At 75.3% G+C, this 20463-nt stretch carries 18 protein-coding genes and 1 pseudogene; 10 read left to right on the top strand and 9 right to left on the bottom strand.

What is annotated here, in order from left to right; all coding sequences use genetic code 11:
• Nucleotides 1–125: 125 nt before the first annotated feature.
• The 4 genes and pseudogenes from BMY40_RS19320 to BMY40_RS19305 form a co-directional block, all read left to right on the top strand.
• Entirely contained in the window at nucleotides 126–2867 is a 2742-nt protein-coding gene (locus BMY40_RS19320) for a lysylphosphatidylglycerol synthase transmembrane domain-containing protein (protein ID WP_093661301.1), read from the top strand.
• A gap of 98 nt (nucleotides 2868–2965) precedes the next feature.
• A complete protein-coding gene (locus BMY40_RS19315) occupies nucleotides 2966–3382 on the top strand; it encodes a TOBE domain-containing protein (protein ID WP_093661299.1) in 417 nt (138 codons plus the stop codon).
• 11 nt (nucleotides 3383–3393) lie between these two features.
• Entirely contained in the window at nucleotides 3394–4215 is an 822-nt protein-coding gene (gene modA, locus BMY40_RS19310) for a molybdate ABC transporter substrate-binding protein (protein ID WP_093661297.1), read from the top strand.
• Nucleotides 4212–5033 (top strand): annotated as a pseudogene (locus tag BMY40_RS19305) (ABC transporter permease); the annotation flags it as partial. The gene modA and the pseudogene BMY40_RS19305, both read left to right, overlap by 4 nt.
• Nucleotides 5034–5122: 89 nt before the next feature.
• Here the strand turns inward: BMY40_RS19305 and moeZ are convergent.
• The 7 genes from moeZ to BMY40_RS19270 form a co-directional block, all read right to left on the bottom strand.
• Entirely contained in the window at nucleotides 5123–6301 is a 1179-nt protein-coding gene (gene moeZ / locus BMY40_RS19300; RefSeq protein ID WP_093661293.1) for an adenylyltransferase/sulfurtransferase MoeZ, read from the bottom strand.
• 63 nt (nucleotides 6302–6364) lie between these two features.
• The gene (locus BMY40_RS19295; protein WP_093661291.1) at nucleotides 6365–7129 is read right to left on the bottom strand and encodes a spherulation-specific family 4 protein; all 765 of its coding nucleotides are present in this window, start codon (nucleotides 7127–7129) and stop codon (nucleotides 6365–6367) included.
• A complete protein-coding gene (locus tag BMY40_RS19290; RefSeq protein WP_093661289.1) occupies nucleotides 7117–8037 on the bottom strand; it encodes an NAD-dependent epimerase/dehydratase family protein in 921 nt (306 codons plus the stop codon). The genes BMY40_RS19295 and BMY40_RS19290 overlap by 13 nt, the downstream gene beginning before the upstream one ends.
• Before the next feature lie 145 nt (nucleotides 8038–8182).
• Nucleotides 8183–9415 carry a hypothetical protein gene (locus BMY40_RS19285; RefSeq protein ID WP_093661287.1) on the bottom strand — a complete coding sequence of 411 codons (1233 nt, stop codon included), beginning with the start codon at nucleotides 9413–9415 and terminating at the stop codon, nucleotides 8183–8185.
• On the bottom strand, nucleotides 9412–11208 hold the full coding sequence (locus BMY40_RS19280; protein WP_093661285.1) for a DUF3492 domain-containing protein: 1797 nt from the start codon (nucleotides 11206–11208) through the stop codon (nucleotides 9412–9414). The genes BMY40_RS19285 and BMY40_RS19280 overlap by 4 nt, the downstream gene beginning before the upstream one ends.
• Nucleotides 11209–11388: 180 nt before the next feature.
• The gene (locus BMY40_RS19275) at nucleotides 11389–12474 is read right to left on the bottom strand and encodes a DUF3152 domain-containing protein (protein WP_245770181.1); all 1086 of its coding nucleotides are present in this window, start codon (nucleotides 12472–12474) and stop codon (nucleotides 11389–11391) included.
• Nucleotides 12475–12788: 314 nt separating this feature from the next.
• On the bottom strand, nucleotides 12789–13760 hold the full coding sequence (locus BMY40_RS19270) for an alpha/beta fold hydrolase (RefSeq protein WP_093661281.1): 972 nt from the start codon (nucleotides 13758–13760) through the stop codon (nucleotides 12789–12791).
• A 122-nt stretch (nucleotides 13761–13882) separates the two neighbouring features.
• On the opposite strand from BMY40_RS19270, the gene BMY40_RS19265 reads away from it, so the two are divergent.
• From BMY40_RS19265 to BMY40_RS19250, 4 genes are all read left to right on the top strand, one after another.
• On the top strand, nucleotides 13883–14119 hold the full coding sequence (locus BMY40_RS19265; RefSeq protein WP_093661279.1) for a hypothetical protein: 237 nt from the start codon (nucleotides 13883–13885) through the stop codon (nucleotides 14117–14119).
• A gap of 204 nt (nucleotides 14120–14323) precedes the next feature.
• Nucleotides 14324–14950, top strand: coding sequence for a TetR/AcrR family transcriptional regulator (locus BMY40_RS19260; protein WP_093661277.1), 627 nt, complete (start codon nucleotides 14324–14326; stop codon nucleotides 14948–14950).
• A 174-nt stretch (nucleotides 14951–15124) separates the two neighbouring features.
• Nucleotides 15125–15352, top strand: coding sequence for a DUF3107 domain-containing protein (locus BMY40_RS19255; RefSeq protein WP_093661275.1), 228 nt, complete (start codon nucleotides 15125–15127; stop codon nucleotides 15350–15352).
• Nucleotides 15353–15530: 178 nt separating this feature from the next.
• The gene (locus BMY40_RS19250) at nucleotides 15531–15815 is read left to right on the top strand and encodes a hypothetical protein (RefSeq protein WP_093661273.1); all 285 of its coding nucleotides are present in this window, start codon (nucleotides 15531–15533) and stop codon (nucleotides 15813–15815) included.
• A 48-nt stretch (nucleotides 15816–15863) separates the two neighbouring features.
• Here the strand turns inward: BMY40_RS19250 and BMY40_RS19245 are convergent, their stop codons facing one another.
• Complete coding sequence (locus BMY40_RS19245) at nucleotides 15864–16637, bottom strand: ferritin-like fold-containing protein (protein WP_093661271.1); 774 nt, start codon at nucleotides 16635–16637, stop codon at nucleotides 15864–15866.
• Nucleotides 16638–17218: 581 nt separating this feature from the next.
• On the opposite strand from BMY40_RS19245, the gene BMY40_RS19240 reads away from it, so the two are divergent.
• Both BMY40_RS19240 and BMY40_RS19235 read left to right on the top strand, forming a co-directional pair.
• Nucleotides 17219–18850: a DEAD/DEAH box helicase gene (locus tag BMY40_RS19240; protein WP_425443140.1), complete on the top strand. Its 1632-nt coding sequence runs from the start codon at nucleotides 17219–17221 to the stop codon at nucleotides 18848–18850.
• 140 nt (nucleotides 18851–18990) lie between these two features.
• Complete coding sequence (locus tag BMY40_RS19235; RefSeq protein ID WP_093661267.1) at nucleotides 18991–19866, top strand: alpha/beta fold hydrolase; 876 nt, start codon at nucleotides 18991–18993, stop codon at nucleotides 19864–19866.
• On the opposite strand, the gene BMY40_RS19230 is transcribed toward BMY40_RS19235, so the two are convergent.
• The gene (locus BMY40_RS19230; protein WP_093661266.1) at nucleotides 19847–20455 is read right to left on the bottom strand and encodes a MarC family protein; all 609 of its coding nucleotides are present in this window, start codon (nucleotides 20453–20455) and stop codon (nucleotides 19847–19849) included. The two genes, BMY40_RS19235 and BMY40_RS19230, sit on opposite strands and share 20 nt — an antisense overlap.
• Between the last annotated feature and the right edge of the window lie 8 nt (nucleotides 20456–20463).

Here is a 20463-nt window from a genome sequence, read left to right as displayed (position 1 = left end):
CGGTCCGCACGGGCGGCGGCGCGCGGCCCGGCACGACACGCGCAAACTCGGCTTTCCGCGGAGAAAAGCGACCTCCCTCACCGGTCCGCCGTCTCCTCGTGCCACCATCGTCCCGGCGGTGACAGGTGATACGAGAGCGAAAAGGGGCCGACGAGCGGTCCGGAGACCAGGGCGGGCCCCCTCCGCGGGAGGAGCCCCGTTCCGCTCACCCCTCGCCGCACACCGGCGGTCCCGGCCGGGAGCCCGCGGAGCCGGACACCGACAGGACCGGCGCGGGGACGGGCCAGGAGCACGTCGAGGGCGACGAGCCGATCCTCCCCGCCCGGGTGCACCGCCCCTCCGATCTGGTGCGGCTGCTGCTCGGGATCCTCGGCATCGCCGTCGTCCTGGTCGTCGCCGCCTTCGCGCACGGCACCACCGCGGGCCTGGAGCAGGACATCGGCAAGGGCGCGGGCCAGGCCCCTCCCCTGCTGATCAGCTTCGCCGGCTTCGCCTCCAGCGTCGCCGTGCTCATCGTGCCGGTGGCCTTCGCGCTGGAGCGGCTGATCAAACGCGACGGGCTGCGGATCGCCGACGGCGTACTCGCCGCCGTCCTGGCGCACGGCGCGTCGCTCGCCACCGACCTGTGGGTCGCCGAGCAGGCCCCCGGCTCCATCCGGAACGCACTGACCAGCCCGGCCCCGGAAGGCGGCCTCACCGATCCGGTGCACGGCTACCTGGCCCCCGTCATCGCCTACATGACGGCCGTCGGCATGGCCCGCCGGCCCCGCTGGCGGGTGCTGCTGTGGGCGGTGCTCCTGCTGGACGCCTTCGCGGTGCTGGTCGGCGGCTACACCACGCCGTTCTCGATCCTGGTCACCGTGCTGATCGGCTGGACCGTCGCCTACGGCACGCTCTACGCCGTCGGCTCCCCCAACGTCCGCCCCACCGGCCAGAACCTGCTGGCGGGGCTGCGGCGGGTGGGCTTCAGGCCGGTCCGGGCGCTGCGTCTGGACCCCGCCGACTCCACCGACCCCGCGGAGTCCGAACGGGCCGAGCAGAGCGACCGGGCCCGGCGCTATCTGGTCACCCTGGAGGACGGCCCGCCGCTCGACGTCACCGTGGTGGACCGCGAGCAGCAGGCGCACGGCTACTTCTACCGCGCCTGGCGCCGCTTCGCGCTGCGCGGCATCACCCAGCGCCGCAGCCTCCAGTCGCTGCGCCAGGCACTGGAGCAGGAGGCCCTGCTGGCGTACGCGGCCATCGCCGCCGGGGCCAACGCCCCGAAGCTGATCGCCACCTCCGAGCTGGGCCCCGACGCCGTCATGCTCGTCTACGAGCACGTCGACGGGCACAGCCTGGGCTCCCTGCCCGACCAGGAGGTCACCGACGAGCTGATGCGCGCGGTCTGGCGGCAGGTGCGGGCGCTCCAGTCGCGGCGGATCGCCCACCGCCGGCTGGAGGACGACGCCCTGCTGGTGAGCCCGTCCGGCGAGGTGTTCCTCACCGACCTCAGCGCCGGTGAGATCGCGGCCGGCGATCTGGTGCTGCGGATGGACGTGGCACAACTGCTGACCACCTTCGGCCTGCGCGTCGGCGCCGAGCGCTCGGTCGCGGCGGCGGTGGAGGTGCTCGGCCCGGACGCGGTGGCCGACAGCCTCCCGCTGCTCCAGCCGATCGCGCTCAGCCGCGGCACCCGCGCCACCCTGCGCAGACTGGCCAAGGAGCGGGCGCAGCGCGAGCGGGAGGCGGCGATCGAGGCGTCCCGCCACAGCCGCGAGCTGCGCCACGCCCAGGGGCACGCGCCCGCCGGCGACCGGAAGTCGCTCCGGGCGGAGAAGCACGCCGAGAAGCAGGCCGTCATGGAGGCTCTGGAGGAGGCGCGCGAGGAGGACCTGCTGGCGCAGATCCGCCGGCAGGTGCTGCTGGTCCGCCCGCAGGCCCCCGTGCAGCCCGCCCGGCTGGAGCGCGTCAGGCCGCGCACGCTGGTCAGCTTCATCGCCGGGGCCTTCGCCGCGTACTTCCTGCTCTCCCAGCTCACCCATGTGAACTTCCGCCAGGTCATCGCCGGGGCGGACTGGGGCTGGGTGGCCGCCTCGCTGCTGTTCTCCGCCCTGACGTACTTCGCGGCGGCGATGAGCCTGCTCGGTTTCGTGCCCGAGAAGGTCCCCTTCCTGCGCACGGTGGTCGCCCAGGTGGCGGGCTCCTTCGTCAAGCTGGTGGCGCCCGCGGCGGTCGGCGGCGTCGCGCTCAACACCCGCTTCCTGCAGCGTGCCGGGGTCCGGCCCGGCCACGCGGTCGCCAGCGTCGGCGCCTCCCAGCTGTTCGGCCTGGGCAGCCATGTCGTCCTGCTGCTGACCTTCGGCTACCTGACGGGCACGGAGCACACCCCGACCCTCTCCCCGTCCCGCACGGTCATCGCGGGGCTGCTGACGGTGGCGGTGCTGTCCCTGACCGTGACGGCCATCCCGGCGCTGCGGAAGTTCGTGGTGGAGCGGGTGCGGGCGCTGTTCGCCGGTGTCGTCCCACGGATGCTGGACGTCGTCCAGCGCCCGCAGAAGCTGCTCAGCGGCATCGGCGGCATGCTGCTGCTGACGGTGTCGTTCGTGCTGTGCCTGGACGCGTCGGTGCGCGCCTTCGGCGGCGAGCTGAGCTACGCGAGCATCGCGGTCGTCTTCCTGGCGGGCAACGCGCTGGGTTCCGCGGCGCCCACCCCGGGCGGTCTGGGCGCGGTGGAGGCGGCGCTGATCGCGGGTCTGATCGCGTTCGGGCTGCCCAAGGAGATCGCCACCCCCGCGGTCCTGCTCTTCCGCCTGATGACCTTCTGGCTGCCGGTCCTGCCCGGCTGGCTCTCCTTCACCCACCTCACGCGCCGGGAGGCGCTGTGACCGTACGGTGCCGCACGCGCGTCTGAAACCCGCGGATGCGAGCCCCGCGACCCGATCCGCCTTGCTCGCGCCAGCCCGTACGCCGTAATGTCACGCGTATGCGCTCCTACTCCATGGGCCGGGCGGCCCGGCTGCTCGGCGTCAGCCCCGACACGGTGCGCCGCTGGGCGGACGCCGGACGGCTGCCCACCAGCCGGGACGAGGGCGGCAGGCGGCTGGTGGCGGGCGAGGACCTGGCCGCCTTCGCCGTGGCCCTCGCGTCGGAGGGCCACGGCGGCCCCGGCGGCTCCGACAGGGACGACGACGGACCGCACACCAGCGTCCGCAACTCCTTCCCCGGAATCGTCACCGCCGTCCGCCTCGGCGACGTCGCGGCCCAGGTGGAGATCCAGGCCGGGCCCCACCGGCTGGTCTCCCTGCTGACCCGGGAGGCCGTGGAGGAGCTCGGGCTGGCGGTCGGCATGGAGGCCGTGGCCCGGGTGAAGTCCACCAGCGTGCACATCGACCGGGCGTGAGGCGGCCCGACATGCCCGGTACGCCCGCGCCCCGTGCGCCCCGTGCGCCCCGGCGTCCGCGCGCGGGCATCGGGGCGGCCGCCCTGCTCCTGGCCGTCCTCGTCCCGCTGACCGCCCTGACGGCGGCCTGCGGGGGCGGGGCCCTCGGCCGCACCGGCGACGGCGGCGCGAGGGCCACCGTGACGGTCCTGGCGGCCTCCTCCCTCACCGACGTCCTCGCCGAGGCGGGCGCCGCGTACGAGGAGGAGCACCCGGGCGTACGGCTGCGCCTGTCCTTCGCCGGCTCCCAGGAGCTGGCCGCGCAGATCCGCCAGGGCGCGCCCGCCGACCTGGTCGTCACCGCCGACACCGCGACGATGGAGGCCCTGCGGGACTTCACCGGCCCGTCCACCGTGATCGCCCGCAACCGGCTCGTCATCGCCACGGCCCCCGGCGACCCCCTGGGCGTCGGCTCCCTCCGCGACCTCGCCCGCGATGACGTGAAGGTGGTGCTCGCCGCCCCCGAGGTCCCCGCCGGGCGGTACGGGCAGCGGCTGCTGGAGCGGCACGGCGTCACCGTGCGCCCGGTCTCCCGGGAGCCGAGCGTGCGGGCCGTGCTGAGCAAGGTGGAGCTGGGCGAGGCGGACGCCGGGCTGGTGTACGCCTCCGACGCGGCCGCCTCCGAGGGCCGCGTCGAGGCGGTGCCCGTCCCCGGCGGCGGGGCCGGCGTGCGCTACCCCGCCGCGCCGCTGGAGGACGCCGCCCACCCCGGGCGGGCCGCGGACTTCATCGCCTGGCTGGGCTCCGAACCGGCCCGCCGTCTGCTGCGGGAGGCCGGTTTCCTGCTGCCGTGAACCACCGCACCGCACCCCGCACCCGGCCGCGCGCCCGTACACCCGCTGCACGCAGCCGCACGCCCGCCGCGCTCGGCGGTCCTGCCGCGCTGGCGGCCGCCTTCCTGGCCGTGCCCCTGGCCGGGGTGGTGGCCCACACACCCTGGCGGGGCCTGGCCGGGCAGCTCTCCTCACCCGATGTGGTCCGGGCGCTGGGGCTGTCCCTGCTGGTCTCCGGCCTGGCCCTGCTGCTCTCCCTCGTCCTGGGCGTGCCGCTGGCGTGGCTGCTGGCCCGCACCGACTTCCCCGGCAAGGCGCTGGTGCGCTCCCTGGTGCTGCTGCCGATGGTGCTGCCGCCGACCGTGGCGGGCGTCGCCCTGCTGCGCGGCTTCGGGCGCGGCGGACTTCTCGGCGGGCCTCTGGAGGCTGTGGGGGTGACGCTGCCGTTCTCCACCGCGGGCGCGGTGGTCGCCGCGGCCTTCGTGGCGATGCCGTTCCTGGTCATCGGCCTGGAGGGGGCGCTGGCCGGGATCGACCCGCGCTACGAGGAGGCCGCCGCCACCATGGGCGCGACCCTCCCCCAGACGCTGCGGTACGTCACCCTGCCCATGGTGGCGCCCTCCCTGGCCGCGGGCGCCGCGCTGTGCTGGGCGCGGGCGCTGGGCGAGTTCGGTGCGACGATCACCTTCGCGGGCAATCTGCCGGGGGTCACCCAGACCCTGCCGCTCCAGGTCTATCTGCTCCTCCAGCAGGACCCGGCCGCCGCGACCTCGGTCTCGCTGCTGCTGCTCGCGGTGGCGGCGGCCGTCCTGATCGCGCTGCGCGGACGGTGGCTGGGCCACTCGCGCTGACGCACGCGGCGGCCCCGGGGACATGCCGTCCCCGGGGCCGCTCCCACGCTCGTCCCGCGCCCGTCCGCGGGCGCCGGTCAGTAGACCGGCTTCTCCGGCTCGATCTGGGTGACCCAGCCGACCACACCGCCGCCGACGTGGACGGCGTCGGAGAAGCCCGCGTTCTTCAGGACCGCGAGGACTTCCGCACTGCGGACACCCGTCTTGCAGTGCAAGACGATCCGCTTGTCCTGCGGCAGCTCGCCCAGCGCGTTGCCCATCAGGAACTCGTTCTTCGGGATCAGGCGCGCGCCCGGGATGGAGACGATCTCGTACTCGTTGGGCTCGCGGACATCGATGATGTCGATGTTCTCGCCCTCGTCGATCCACTCCTTGAGCTGCTGCGGGGTGATGGTCGAGCCCATCGCGGCCTGCTGGGCCTCGTCGGAGACGACGCCGCAGAACGCCTCGTAGTCGATCAGCTCGGTGACCGTCGGGTTCTTGCCGCAGACCGCGCACTCGGGGTCCTTGCGGACCTTGACCTGGCGGTAGTTCATCTCCAGGGCGTCGTAGATCATCAGGCGGCCGAGCAGCGGCTCGCCGATGCCCGCCAGGAGCTTGATCGCCTCGGTGGTCTGGATCGAGCCGATGGACGCGCACAGCACGCCCAGCACGCCGCCCTCGGCGCAGCTCGGGACCATGCCCGGCGGCGGGGGCTCGGGGTACAGGCAGCGGTAGCACGGCCCGTGCTCGCTCCAGAAGACCGACGCCTGGCCGTCGAAGCGGTAGATCGAGCCCCACACGTACGGCTTCTTCAGCAGCACGCAGGCGTCGTTGACCAGGTAGCGGGTGGCGAAGTTGTCGGTGCCGTCCACGATCAGGTCGTACTCGGCGAAGATCCCCATCACGTTGGAGGAGTCCAGCCGCTCGGTGTGGAGGTTGACCTTCACGTACGGGTTGATCCCGAGCACCGTGTCCCGCGCGGACTCGGCCTTGGGGCGGCCGATGTCCGCCTGGCTGTGGATGACCTGGCGCTGGAGGTTGGACTCGTCGACCTCGTCGAACTCGATGATGCCGAGCGTGCCCACGCCCGCGGCGGCCAGGTACATCAGGGTGGGCGAGCCGAGGCCGCCCGCGCCCACGCAGAGCACCTTGGCGTTCTTCAGACGCTTCTGCCCGTCCATCCCGACGTCCGGGATGATCAGGTGGCGGGAGTATCTGCGGACCTCGTCGACGGTGAGCTCGGAGGCCGGTTCGACCAGGGGTGGCAGCGACACGGGGACCTCAACAGGGTTGGTCGGTGGACGGTTGTTCCTTCCGTAACACTGCCACGCCCTATCTCATTCCGAGACACCAGGTCCGAGGCGCGAGACGATCTCGTCCCAGTAGCCGGGCATGGCCTCCCAGGGGTCCACGGCCTCCCCCCGGCGCCCGCGGCGGGTGCGGTCGGTGAACCAGACGGTGCCCGCCCCCTGCCAGCGCGCGATGCGCACGGCCTCCTCCAGATGGGTGCGCGGCACCCCGTGCACCAGGTGGCAGAAGCGTTCCGGCGAGTGCTCCGCCGTCCACTCGGCCACCTGCGACCAGCGGTAGTCCGCCCACGACCCGGAGAACGTCACGAGCTGGTCGCCGGCCTCCGCGTAGCCGGGGAAGGGGTGGGTGCCGTGCCCGAGGACGATGTGGGCGTCCTCGCCCAGGGCGCGCAGCGCGGCCGCCACCCGGCACACCTCCGGCAGGGCGGCCCGGTCGCCCGGGCAGCGGTCCAGGTAGAAGCCGTCCACCCCGTACCAGTCGAGGAAGCGGTGCGCGTCGTGGACCAGCGGGCCGAAGTCGCGGGTGCCGTGCCGCAGGTCCAGGTGGCCCAGCACGCGCACCCCGGCCTCGCGCAGCCCGGCGGCCGCCGCCGCGCAGTACGGGTCGGAGCGCTCCCCCGGTCCGCGCGCCACGTTGAGCACCGCCCAGTGCACCGGCGCGCCCGGCCGGGTCAGTTCGGTCCACTCCACGGGCGCCACCATCGGGTGCGCGTAGCCGGGCACCCCGACGCCGAGGCGGCCGGGCACTCCGGCGGCCGGTCTGCGCCGGCCGGAACTGGTCAGATACGGCATGCCGCCTCCATCCAGATGTCCGCGAGCGACTCCTCCAGGCCGATCCGGGGCCGCCACCCGAGCCGGTCGCGCGCGCTGCGCACGTCCGCCTGCTGCCAGGGGCCGCAGCCGTCGGGGTACGGGGGCACCTGCGGGCCGCCGCCCGCCTGGTGCTGGTCGTCCATCTCGTGCACCGCGCCGGTGTGGCCGGCCACCCGGCCCAGCACGGAGACCACCTCGCGCAGCCGCACCGCGCGGCCGGAGCCGATGTTGACCACGCCCTGGGCGGCCGACAGGGCGGCGGCGTGCACCGCCCTGGCCACGTCCCGCACGTCCACGAAGTCGCGCTGGACGGCCAGCCCGGCCAGCCTCAGCTCGCCGTCGCCCTGCTGCATCGCCCGGCGCATCGCCTCCGCCAGCCGTCCCAGCGGCGAGCCGGTGGGCGTGCCGGGGCCGACCGGGGAGAAGACTCGCAGCACGATGGCGTCCAGCCCGGAGCCCAGCACCAGTTCGCTGGCGGCGAGCTTGCTGACGCCGTACGGGCTGCCGGGGCGCGGCACCGCGTCCTCTCCGGTGGAGGAGCCGGCCGGGGAGGGCCCGTACTCGGCGGCGCAGCCCAGGTGGACCAGCCGGGCCCCGCACCCGCTGCGGCGCAGCGACTCGCAGACGGTGGCGGTGGCCACGGTGTTGTGCCGGATCAGGTCCCGTGCGCCGCCGCGGGTGGCGCCGGCGCAGTTGACGACGACGCCCGGGTGGACGGCGTCCAGGAAGCGGGTGAGCGCCCCGGGACTGCCGGTGGACAGGTCGAAGCGGACGTCGGCGTCGTCGCCCCGGCCCAGCGCGGTGAGCTGGACGGCGGGGTCGGCCAGCAGGCGGTCGGCCACATGGCGGCCGAGGTATCCGTTCGCGCCGATCAGCAGCACTCTCATCGGGCGTCCTCCCGCACTGCTGTGGTGACGCCGGTGGCGCGCGAAACGGTCATCGGGTGTGCTCCTTGGTCGATGGTGCGCGGCGCGCGAGGGTCGTGTGCGCCGGCGGAGACGGTCGAGGGGGTGGGAGGGGCCGGGCGCCGGATCACGGCTCCTCCCGGTGGTGGGCGGACGCGCCGGTCAGGCGGGAGGCGGCGACGGCCGACAGGGCCAGGGCCGCGCAGGCGCAGGCCGCGGCGGGTACGGCCGCCGGCCCCCAGGCGGTGGCCAGCGCCTCCACGGGGCGGCCCGGGAACGCCAGGCGGGTGTGCCCGGAGGCCGCGGCGGCGGCGAGCGCCGCGGCCTCCAGCGCGCAGGCCGCGACGACGCCGCCCGCGGCGGCGGCCGGGAAGCCGTGGGCGGACAGCAGCAGGGCGGTGAACAGCAGGGTGCCCAGCGCGGCCGCCTCGGCGATCCGCGCGCCCTCCGGGCCGGCCGCACCGCCGATCACGCCGTCGATCACGCCGTCGATCACACCGCCGGACGGGCCGCCGGTGAGGCCGCCGTCCACGAGCGCGTGCGCGACGGCCAGCACGGCGAGCAGGGTGACCGCGAACAGCGCGACGGCGGCGGCGAGCAGCGGACGCGTCCGGGCCGCGAACTCCTCCAGGCTGCGGCTGTCGCCGAGCCGCGGCCTCGCCCGCGCGGCGAACCAGCGCGCGCACCACACGGCGGGCGCGACGGCCAGCGCCAGGCCCAGCGGCACGCACCACTCGCCGGGGAGAACGTCCACCACGGGCACCCGGCCGTCCAGCGCCCAGGCCAGGGGACGGCCGCCGGCCAGAGCGTGTCCGGCCAGCAGGCAGCCGCCCAGCACGGCGGTCCCGCTCAGCGCCGTACCGCGCAGGCACAGCCGTACCGACAGCAGGACGAGCAGGGCTCCGGCCGCGCCGGCGGCGGTACGGGCGGGCGCCGGGAGGCCCTCGGTGAGCGCGTACGCGGCCGGTGCCGCAGCGCACAGTCCGCCGGGCAGCAGGGGGAGGAGCGCGGCGCCCGCCGAGCGCGCCCGTCCGGCTCCCCGGCCGTGCCGGAGGGCCCGTGCGCCGGGCGCCTCGTCCCTGGGTCCTTCGGCGCGGGCTCCGTCCGCTCCGCCGGTTCCGTCCGCTCCGTGGACCTCGCCTGCTCCGTCCGCGCGGGGGGTGCGGGCGTACAGCTCCTCGGAGAGGGAGAACACGTCCCGGTGCCGGTAGCGGGCCGCGGTGCGGTCGGTGATCCCGTGCGCCTCCAGGGCCGCGGCGATCTCCAGCGGGTCCACGGCCCGTGCGCACAGCTCCCGGTGGCGGTGCAGCAGCGAGCGCACGGGGTCGGCGGGCCGGTGCGGATACGGCGGGACGTTCACCGGCGCCCCCTCCCCTGTCCGGCGGGCACGCCCGCCGCGGCCGTACGGGCCCAGCTCGGGGCGCGGGCCGGACGCCCGCCGGAGCTGGCGGCCGCCGGGGCGGCGGGCGCGGTCCAGCGGCCGGGGAGATGGGCCTCGGGCGGGCGGGCGAACGGCAGCGCGGCGACGGCCGGTTCGGCGGGCCGCGGACGCCGCGAGAGCAGTTCCAGGTAGATGCCGCGGAACGACGCGACGTTCTGCTCCGCGGTGAACAGCTCCTGGGCCCGGGCCCGCGCGGCGGCGCCCAGCCGGGCGCGGCGGGCCGGGTCGCGCAGCAGGGCCGTGCAGGCGTCCGCCAGGGCGCGGGGGTTGCGCGGCGGCACCACCAGCCCCGTGCCGCCGATGGCCTCGCACACCGCGCCGACGTCCGTGGAGACCGTGGCCCGGCCGGCGAACATCGCCTCGACCAGGGAGACCGGGAAGCCCTCCACCACGCTGGAGAGCACGGCGACGTCGGCGGCGGCGTAGGCGTCGGCGAGCCGGGGAAGCGCGGGGTCGCCGATCCGCGCGAAGCAGACCGGGTTCTCCCCGACGCTGAGGGGGCCGGCGGCCTCGTCGGGGAAGAGCTGCGCGGCCAGCGCCCGGCAGTGCGCCAGGTACCGCGCCGACTCCGGGTCCCGTTCCGGGGCCGGGCCGCCGGGCCGTTCGGCGATCAGCAGCCGGGTGCCGGGCACGGCCCTGCGCACCTCGGCGAAGGCGTGCAGCAGGCCGACCAGGTCCCTGGCGGGACCGGTCCGCCCGACCCACACCAGCACCGGGTCCGGCCGCTTCCGTCCCGTGTCCTCCCCGATCTCCGTCAGCTCCGACGCGTCCATGCCCGGGTAGACCGTGCGCAGTCTCCCGCGGTCCGCCCCGCACCTCTCCTGCCAGCACCGGGCGTGGGTGTTGCCGGAGGTGACCAGCTCGGCTCGGCGGTACGCCTCGCGCGCCAGGTTCCCGTGGAGGGAGGCGAGCAGGGCCCGCACCGGCGCGCTCACGGCGTCCGGCGCGACGGCGTGAGCGGCGCTGGCGAGGTAGTGCTCGCGCAGCCGCACGCCGTACTCGGTCACCAGCAGGGGCGTGCCGAAGAGGCGCCGGGCCAGCAGGCCGGGGAGCGCGGCGGGGCCGCTGCCCACCGCGTGGCAGAGGTCCGCGGCCGCGAGACCGGAGGTCTTCCCCCCGGTCCCGTCCCCGTACCAGTCCAGCGACAGCGGCCGCAGCGCCCTCTCCAACTGCTCGGCGACCGTGAGCAGGTCGGCCGGTGTCGCGGGGCGCACGGCCCGGAGCGCACCGGGGGCGCGGCACGCGCTCTCCAGCAGCCGGACCGCCTGTTCGGAGCGGAGGGCCGCGGGGAGCCCGCCGTGCTCCCGGGCCAGGTCCGCCAGCCCGTGGAGGCCGTCGGCGAAACGGTCCGCCTGGGCGGCGGCCCCTCCGTCCCCGCCCGCCGTGCCCTCCGCCACCGCGCCGCCCGCGCCCGCGCAGACCGCGCGGGCCAGGTCCGCGAAGTGCTCGCCGAACCGGCGCCTCGGACGCCGCCCGTATCCGCTGCGGCGCCCGTCGCTCCCGGGGGCGGGGCCCCACAGCGGGGCGGTGCGCACCCTCCGGACGTTGCCCGGCAGCGCGGGCCATGCGCCGTCCCTGTGCCGCTCGTCGCGGCCGAGCGCGTGGACCTCGAAGTCGTGGCCGTCCAGACCGCGCACCAGCCGGTCGCACCACACGGACGAGTCACCGTGCGGATAGGGATAGCCACCCTCCGTGAGCAGTGCGATGCGCACCTGTCCACCCCCGTTCCTCCTCCGGGCCACCGGCCGTCGCCGTGGCGTCGCGGGAAGACGTTATGCGCGAGGCGGGGCGGCGCGGCGGACGGTTGTCCGCCACACCACTGGAAGGGGTGAACTACCGTGACTTTCCGCGCGGTTGAACGTTCGGTCGTCTACGGCGGGCCGGAGGGGCCGTCAGGCGTCCGGGAACGGCCAGGCGTTGGGCCGGCAGGTCGCCCCGCCCACCGTCAGGTACTTCGTCTGCTGCATCATCACCGGCGCCAGGGCGCCTTCCTTCGGGCAGTTCACATGGCCCTTGCCGAGCCGGTGGCCCACCTCGTGGTTGATGAGCATCTCCCGGTACTCCCGGATCCGGTCCGGGCCGAAGGTGTCCGCACCGCGCGCCCACCGGTAGGCGTTGATCATGACGCGTTCGGTCGAGGCCGAGTCGCACGAGACGTTGTCGACCGTGGTGTCCAGGCCCGATCTGGCGCACCACTTCGCGGTGGTGGAGGGCGAGGCGAGCGTGATCACGAAGGCCGGGGCGACGCCTCCGGACTCCCCGGGCTTCCCGGAGACCCGCTCGAAGGTGCGGGCGCCCCCGTGGCTCCAGCTCCGCTCGTCGTTGAGGGTGCGGTGGACGGCCTCGGCGAACAGTTCCCCGTCCAGCGGCAGCCCGTCCTCGACGTCGACCCGGTAGCGGACGACCTCCCCCTTGCCGGGCGCCTCGTCCCGCCCGGCGACGGCGGTGAGCCGGCCCGAGCCCTCGAAGTCCGGGGCCAGGTCGAACAGCCGCCCCATCCGCTCGCCGTAGGAGGCCCGTGTCCCGGACCGCGCCTTCCCCTCGTCCGCTCCGTCCGAGGGGGTGGGACGCGCCTCGGAGCGGGAGGCGTCCGAGGCGCCCGCCCGCGGGGCGTCCCCGCCGGCCCGCAGCTGCCGGTCCATGCCGCTCCGGCCGTCGGCGACCTGCCCGGCCACCACGACGGCCAGCACGGTGGTCACGGCCGCGGCCGCGACCCCGGTGAAGGCCCGGCCGCGTCCGCCCCGCGCGCCCTGTGCGCCGCGTCCGTCCCGGCCGCCACCGCCACCGCCTTCACCGTTCCGGCCGGCCTGGCCGTCCCGGCCTTCCTCGCCGTCCGGCTCGTCCGCGCGCAGGCCGCCGGTCCGTCTCCGGGCTCCGGCTCCGGGCTCCGGCTCGGCCTCGTCCGCGTGCGGTACCGGTACGCCCGGCGAGCCGTAGACGTCGTCGTCGAACGCCTCGACGTACTCCCGCCGCGGCATCCGCCCCGTCCCGTACACCGTCTCCCGCGGTGGCCCGGCGGGCCCGTGCCCGCGCCCGGCGCCCGGGGCGGAGGGCCGCCGGGGCGGCAGGCCCCAGCCGCCGCCCGGTTCGCGCTGCTCGGGATGGCCACCGCGGACCCGTGGCGCGCCGTGCGGGCCTGCGACGCGCCCTTCGGGCTGGAGGTGCGGCGGGGCCGGACGGGGGTGCGGGGCCTCCTCCGGGGCCGGCCGGGCCGCGGGCCGCTGCCCGTCGGCCGTGGCCGTCGGCTTGCCGCTGCCCGGCCGGCCCCGGCGACTGTGACGTCCCACGACTGTCAACCCCTGCCCGTATCGGTTTCTCCCAGCAGATCCCGGAAGGCGCTCGCTACCGCCTCCGGGTATTCCATCATCGCGACGTGCCCCGCGTCGGGAAGCGCCAGCAGCCGCGATTCACGGAACGCGGCGGCGGCCCTGCGCGCCATGCGGAACGAGACCAGCAGGTCCCGCCCGCCGTACACCAGCAGCGTCGGCGCCAGCACCCGCTCGGCCTGGCGCCACAGCGCGTGCTGGCCGCCGAGGGTGTAGGCGTTCACCAGGCCGCGCGCCGACCGGGAGAGCGAGTCCCAGAAGTACGGCAGGGCCAGGCGGCGCTCGTACTCCGCCACGGCCGCCTCGAACTCCTCCTGCGAGACCGCCGCCGGATCGCCGTAGCACAGCGCCAGGAGCTCCCGGGTGCGCCGCTCGGCCGTCCAGTGGCGGGTCATCCGCCCGAAGAGCCTGGTGGCTCCGGGCACCGCCAGCAGGGCGGTGGGGATCGCGGTGCGCTGCGGGCGCAGTTCGGGCAGGGCGGGCGAGACGAGGGTGAGGGTGCGCACCAGATCGGGCCGGACCGCCGCGACCCGGGTGGCGACCGCGCCGCCCAGGGAGTTGCCGAACAGGTGCACCGGGCCGCGCCCGTGGACGTCGAGGTAGCGGATGACGGCGCGCGCGTGCGCGGAGACCGAGTAGTCGCCGTCGTCGGGCGGCGGCGAGTGGCCGAAGCCCGGCAGGTCGAGCGCCTCGCCCTCGACCTCGTCGGCCAGCTCCCGCATCAGCGGTGACCAGTTCAGGGAGGATCCGCCCAGGCCGTGTACGTACAGCGCGGCGGGCAGCCCCGCACGCCGGCCCGGCCGCCCGCGCACCGACAGCGTCAGGCCGGGCAGCGACACGGACCTGTGCGTCTCGCCCTCCCCGGCGCGCGACCGACCCGAAGGGGGGACCTCGATCGGGGCCACCGCCTGCGGCTGCGACTGCTCGGTCGATGACATGGGGCAATGTTACGAGACGATCACTGTCGCTCTCACGTGTTCGGGGTCACACCTTCCTCGCCTCCGCAATTCTCCTCTCCTAGGCTCGTGTGGAACCCCTTCAGCCTGGAAAGAGGATCGTCATGTCTGTTGACCCCACCGACCCCGACACCTTCGACCGGTTCGAGGACGAGGACGAGAGGCCCGCGGCCGAGCGGTTCGGAGTCGAGGCTCCCGAGGCGGACGCGGCCGAACAGCACGCGGAGGTCCTGCCCCGCGGGGACGCGCCGCCGCTGGCCACCGGCTCACCGGAGGTGAACCCCGCGGACGCCGCCGAGCAGGCGCGCGTCGTCGAACTGGACGAGGACGATTACCGCTAAACCGATACACCGCACGTTCGAGGCGCGGATTTCCGCGCCCGCCGGACGCACAGGCGGTTTACCCAAAAGTACGATGGCGGACGCAGCGCACCCCGCGCGCGGAAGTATCGACGACCTCTCTCCGGATTCCCCGGGCCCCGGACCCCCGGGGCTCGGTCCGGGCCCTGCCCGGGAGGCGTTCCAGGGAGACCCCAGGAGGCGAGCGTGACAGCCATCGAGCAGACCGAGGCACGCCCGCGTGGCACACGGCTGCCACGCCGGGCCCGACGCAACCAGTTGCTCGGTGCGGCACAGGAGGTGTTCGTCGCCCAGGGCTACCACGCCGCGGCCATGGACGACATCGCCGAGCGCGCGGGTGTCAGCAAGCCGGTGCTGTACCAGCACTTCCCCGGCAAGCTCGACCTGTACCTGGCCCTGCTCGACCAGCACTGCGAGGCGCTGGTCCAGTCGGTGCGCGCGGCACTGGCCTCGACCTCGGACAACAAGCACCGGGTCGCGGCGACGATGGAGGCCTACTTCGCGTACGTGGAGGACGAGGGCGGGGCGTTCCGGCTCGTCTTCGAGTCCGACCTGACCAACGAGCCCGCGGTGCGCGACCGCGTGGACAAGGTGAGCCTGGACTGCGCCGAGGCGGTCAGCGAGGTGATCTCCGAGGACACGGACCTGCCCCCGGACCAGGCGATGCTGCTGGCCGTCGGGCTGTGCGGCATGGCGCAGATCACCGCCCGGTACTGGCTGAGCGCCGGGCAGAAGGTCCCGCGCGACACCGCCACCAGGCTCATCTCCTCGCTGTCCTGGCGGGGCATCGCGGGCTTCCCGATGCACGGCTGACCCGTGGCCGCCCTCCGCCGCGCGACCGTCCGGTGTTCGCTGTCGGCGTGCGGTCGCGAGCGGCCCACCGCCCCCGTGAGGGCTAATGTTGCTGGCATGACGGCGCGGCCTGCCCGCGCACCCCGCCCCGGCTCAGCCAGGGAGAATCACCAACCGTTCGGAAGGGACATAGCCGTGGAGGTCAAGATCGGCGTGCAGCACGCGCCCCGCGAGATCGTTCTGGAGAGCGGGCAGACGGCCGAGGAGATCGAGCGCACCGTCGCCGAGGCGCTGACCGGCAAGTCGCAGCTGCTCAGCCTGGTGGACGAGCACGGTCGCCGGGTGGTCGTCCCGGCCGACCGGCTGGCCTACGTGGACATCGGCGAGCCCAGCGGCCGCAAGGTGGGCTTCGGGGCCCTGTAAGGACCCGCAGAGGTCCGCGGCACTCCGGAACCCGGCGACGGGACCGGCCGCGAGGTCTGCGGAGCGGTGTACGGAGGGCCGGGCGGGATTCCCGCCCGGCCCTCCGTTTCGTCCTCGGCGCGCCCTGGGTAGGACCGAGTAGCCCGATGCGCACCCCACCGGCCCGCAGGAGGACCCAATGCTCTGGGAAGTGCTCGGCTCGGCGCTCGTCGGTCTCGCCGTCGCCCTCGTCGCCGGCCACCGTTTCGCGGACCGGTTCCGCGACCGGTCCCTGGTTCTGGTCACCGGACCCGCGGCCGCCTTCGGCGGCGGCGTGATCACGCGCGTGGTGCTGGGCCCCGGGTACGCGCTTCCCACCCTCGTGGTCGCCGCCCTGGTCGCGGCGGCCCTGCTGTCCCTGCTGGTCCGCCCCCGCCACCGCGGCGGTCCGGCGGCCGGCCGGCCGCGCGTGGGCGCGGCCTGAGGCGGCGCGGCCCGAAGGCCCCGCCGCCCGAGCGGCACGGCGCGCCCCTCAGGCCGCCAGTCCCAGCGCGGCCATGCGCTTGGTGTGGGCCTCGGTGATCCGCGAGAACATCCGGCCGACCTCGGCCAGGTCGAACCCCGCGGTGACCCCGCCGACCAGCATCGTCGACAGCGCGTCGCGCTCGGCGACCACCCGCTGGGCCTGCGACAGCGCCTCGCCCATCAGACGGCGGGCCCACAGGGCGAGCCGGCCGCCGACACGGGGGTCGGCCTCGATGGCCCCGCGCACCTTCTCCACCGCGAAGCCGGAGTGCCCGGTGTCGTCCAGCACGCCCAGCACCAGGGCGCGGGTGTCGGAGTCGAGGCGGGCGGCGACCTCCCGGTAGAAGTCGGAGGCGATCGAGTCGCCGACGTACGCCTTGATCAGGCCCTCCAGCCAGTCCGACGGCGCGGTCTGGCGGTGGAACTCGTCCAGCGCGGCGGCGAACGGCTCCATCGCCGCGGCGGGGTCCTCGCCGATCTCCGCGAGCCGGCCGCGCAGCCGCTCGAAGTGCTGGAACTCCGCCGACGCCATGGAGGCCAGCTCCGCCTTGTCCACCAGGGTCGGGGCCAGCTTGGCGTCCTCCGCGAGTCTCTCGAAGGCGGCCAGCTCCCCGTAGGCCAGCGCGCCCAGCAGGTCCACGACCGCCGCCCGGTACCGGGGGTCGGCCGAGGCCGCGGCCCAGTCCTGGACGGCGGTCTCCTCGGTCTCCTCGACTCCTCCGGTCCTCTCGGCCTTCCCGGGTCCCTCGGGGCCTGCGGGGGATGTGTCAGACGTCTCCATGCCGGGCACAATAGCCCGCCGTCAGGCCGTCCGACCTGCCCGGGAGGCATCCGGCACGGTCCGGGGCGGCCTCCGCGGCGGCCCGGACCCGAAGATCGGCCGGGCGCGGATGCGGGATCAGGGGGTACAGTGATATTAGGCCCGCTTCCTGACAGCGGGTTCTGCGCATACTGTGTTATCCGGGCTCCGGGGACGTTCCCCGGGCCCGCAACGGATGCCCGGTCGGTGGCCCGATCGGCTCCGACACGACCGCCCTCCACGCGGACCGTATGCGGAGTGGCGGCTGCGGAGACACGCAGCCGGGCGTTCCGTACGGACCGCGGTGAGGGGCCCGCTCGCGCGGTACGAGCGCTTGAGCGAGAGCCCGTGGTCCTGCGCCGCGAGGCCGCCCGACAGGCAGCCGGCGTCCGGCGCGGTACGACCCACCCCGATCCCCCGGGGTGCGCCCTCGCTCCCCCGTCCCGCGTCTCACGGAAGAGGCAAGCATCCTGACCACCACATTCCGAGAGCTCGGGATCCTTCCCGAGACCGCCGAGGCACTGGAAGCCGTCGGCATCACGTCCCCGTTCCCCATCCAGGAGATGACCCTCCCGGTCGCCCTGTCCGGATCGGACGTCATCGGCCAGGCCAAGACCGGCACCGGCAAGACCCTCGGCTTCGGCCTGCCGCTCCTGGACTCCGTCGTCGTCCCCGCCGACGTGGACGCCGGCCGGGCCACGCAGGACCAGCTGACCGACGCCCCGCAGGCGCTCGTGGTCGTCCCCACCCGCGAGCTGTGCCAGCAGGTCACCAACGACCTCCTGACCGCGGGCAAGGTCCGCAACGTCCGGGTGCTGGCGATCTACGGCGGCCGCGCCTACGAGCCCCAGGTCGAGGCGCTGAAGAAGGGCGTCGACGTGGTCGTCGGCACCCCGGGCCGGCTGCTCGACCTGGCCGGCCAGCGCAAGCTGAGCCTGGCGCACATCCGCACGCTGGTGCTGGACGAGGCCGACGAGATGCTCGACCTCGGCTTCCTGCCGGACGTCGAGAAGATCATCCAGCAGCTGCCCGTCAAGCGGCAGACGATGCTGTTCTCCGCGACCATGCCGGGACAGGTCATCTCCCTGGCCCGCCGCTACATGTCGCAGCCCACCCACATCCGCGCCACCGCGCCGGACGACGAGGGCGCGACGGTGGCCAACACCGCGCAGCACGTCTTCCGGGCGCACTCGCTGGACAAGGTGGAGATGGTCTCCCGGATCCTGCAGGCCACCGGCCGCGGACTGGCGATGATCTTCTGCCGCACCAAGCGGACGGCGGCCGATGTGGCCGACCAGCTCTCGCGCCGCGGTTTCGCCGCGGGCGCGGTGCACGGCGACCTGGGCCAGGGGGCGCGCGAGCAGGCGCTGCGCGCTTTCCGCAACGGCAAGATCGACGTGCTCGTCTGCACCGACGTCGCCGCCCGCGGCATCGACGTCGAGGGCGTCACGCACGTGATCAACTACCAGACGCCGGAGGACGAGAAGACCTATCTGCACCGCATCGGCCGCACCGGCCGCGCGGGCAACACGGGTACGGCCGTCACCCTCGTCGACTGGGACGACATCCCGCGCTGGCAGCTGATCAACAAGGCGCTGGACCTGGACTTCAACGACCCGCCGGAGACGTACTCCACCTCCGCGCACCTGTACGAGGCGCTGGACATCCCCGAGGGCACCAAGGGGATACTGCCGCGCGCCGAGCGCACCCGCGCCGGGCTCGCGGCCGAGGAGGTCGAGGACCTGGGCGAGACCGGGGGCAGGGGCCGCGGCCGCGGGGCCGCGACCACCGCCACCGCGACCGCCACCGAGGAGCGCGCGCCGCGCACCCGCACCCCGCGCCGGCGCCGCCGTACCCGCGGCGGCCTGTCCACGGAGCTCCCCGGCACCGACACCGCCCCGGAGCCGGCGGGCCCGGCCGGCGAGGCCGAGGACGCCGGATCGCCGGCGGACGCCTCCGGTGAGGCCCGCAGGCCGCGCCGCCGCCGTCGCACCCGCGCCGGAGCCGCTCCCCAGACAGGCCGGGCCGAGCAGTCCGCGCACGCCGGGGTCCCGGCCGCGCAGGGCGGCGAGGGCGCACCCGCGGACGGGCCGGCGGACACCTCCGATGAGGCCCGCAGGCCGCGCCGTCGCCGTCGCACCCGCGCCGGAGCCGGTGCCCGCTCGGCGGCCCCGGAGACCACTGCGGAGAGCTGACGGCACGGCGCGCCCCCGGGCGCGCCGTCGCGCACACCGAACGCCCGCCCCCGCCGCACCCGCGGCGGGGGCGGGCGCCGTCATGCGCGCCGCCGTGGGCGCGGGTATGGGCTCGGGCGGGGGCCGTTAGCCTCGCCTCCATGAGCAAGCCGCCGACCCTGACCCTGCCGCCCGGCGCCCGGGCGTACCGCCTGAAGACCGCGCGCGGCGAGTTCGCCGTGCACGACGCGGGCGAGCCGCGCGCCGGTACGGCCCTGCTGGTGCCCGGGTTCACCGGCAGCAAGGAGGACTTCATCGCCCTGCTCGCCCCGCTGGCCCGCGCGGGCTTCCGTGTGGTGGCCGTGGACGGCCGCGGGCAGTACGAGACCGAGGGGCCGCGCGAGCTCGGCGCGTACGCCCAGGACGAGCTGGCCCAGGACGTGCTGGCCCAGGCGGAGGCGCTCGGCGGGCACGTCCATCTGCTGGGGCACTCCCTGGGCGGGCTGATCGCCCGTGCCGCCGTGCTGCGGGACGCGGCGCCCTTCCGCTCTCTGACGATCATGAGTTCCGGCCCCGCCGCCATCGCGCACCTCCAGCAGGAGCGCACCAGGATGCTGATCGAGGCGCTGGCGGTGCTGGACATGGAGTCCGTGTGGCGGGCGATGCGCGACCTGGACCCGCCCGAGGCCGCGGACGAGGCCACCGACCCCGCGGTCGGCGAGTTCCTGCACCGCCGCTGGCTGGCCACCGTCCCCGAGCAGCTCGTCGCCACCGGCCGCCAGTTGCTGACCGAGCCGGACCGGGTCGGCCCGCTGGCGGCCGTGCCCCTGCCCAAGCACGTGCTGTCGGGCGAGGTGGACTACGCCTGGCCGGTCGCGCTGATGGACGAGATGGCGCGGCGGCTGGACGCCCGGCGCACGGTGGTGGCGGGGGCCGAGCACTCGCCGGGGGCCGAGCGTCCCGCGGAGACGGCCGGGGCGCTGGCCGTCTTCTGGCACGACTGCGGGGACGGGCCGTCTAGCCGCCGCCCTGGATGAACCGGGTGACGCCATTGGCGATCTGCTGCACCGCGATCGCCGACAGCAGCATGCCCGAGAGCCGGGTCACCAGGACCACGCCGCCGTCCTTGATGACGCGGATGATCAGCAGCGAGTACCGCATCACCAGCCAGAGCACGATGTGCAGCACGGCGATGGCCGACCACACCGCGGCGTGGTCGGCCGGCCCGTCCGCCCGCTGCACGGCCAGGATGACGGAGACGATCGCGCCGGGCCCGGCCAGCAGGGGCATGCCCAGCGGCACCAGCGCGGCGTTGACGTCCTTGGTCTGCGTGGGCTCCTCGGCCCTGCCGGTGAGCAGGTCCAGGGCGACCAGCAGCAGCAGGAGACCGCCCGCGACCATCAGCGCGGGGATCGACACGTGCAGGTAGTCCAGGATCTGCTGCCCCAGCAGACCGAAGACGGCGATCACGCCGAAGGCGACGGCGGTGGCCTGGAGCGCCATCCTGCGCTGGACCTTGACCGGGCGTCCGGAGGAGAGGGCGAGGAAGATCGGGATGATGCCGGGCGGGTCCATGATCACGAAAAGCGTGACAAAGACGGATCCGAAGAGGGCGACGTCGAACACGGTGCTGC

The organism is Streptomyces radiopugnans (genome assembly GCF_900110735.1).
Classification (GTDB): domain Bacteria; phylum Actinomycetota; class Actinomycetes; order Streptomycetales; family Streptomycetaceae; genus Streptomyces; species Streptomyces radiopugnans.
The sequence above is the reverse complement of the archived record's forward strand: the minus strand, read 5'-3'. Positions and strand labels throughout refer to the sequence as shown.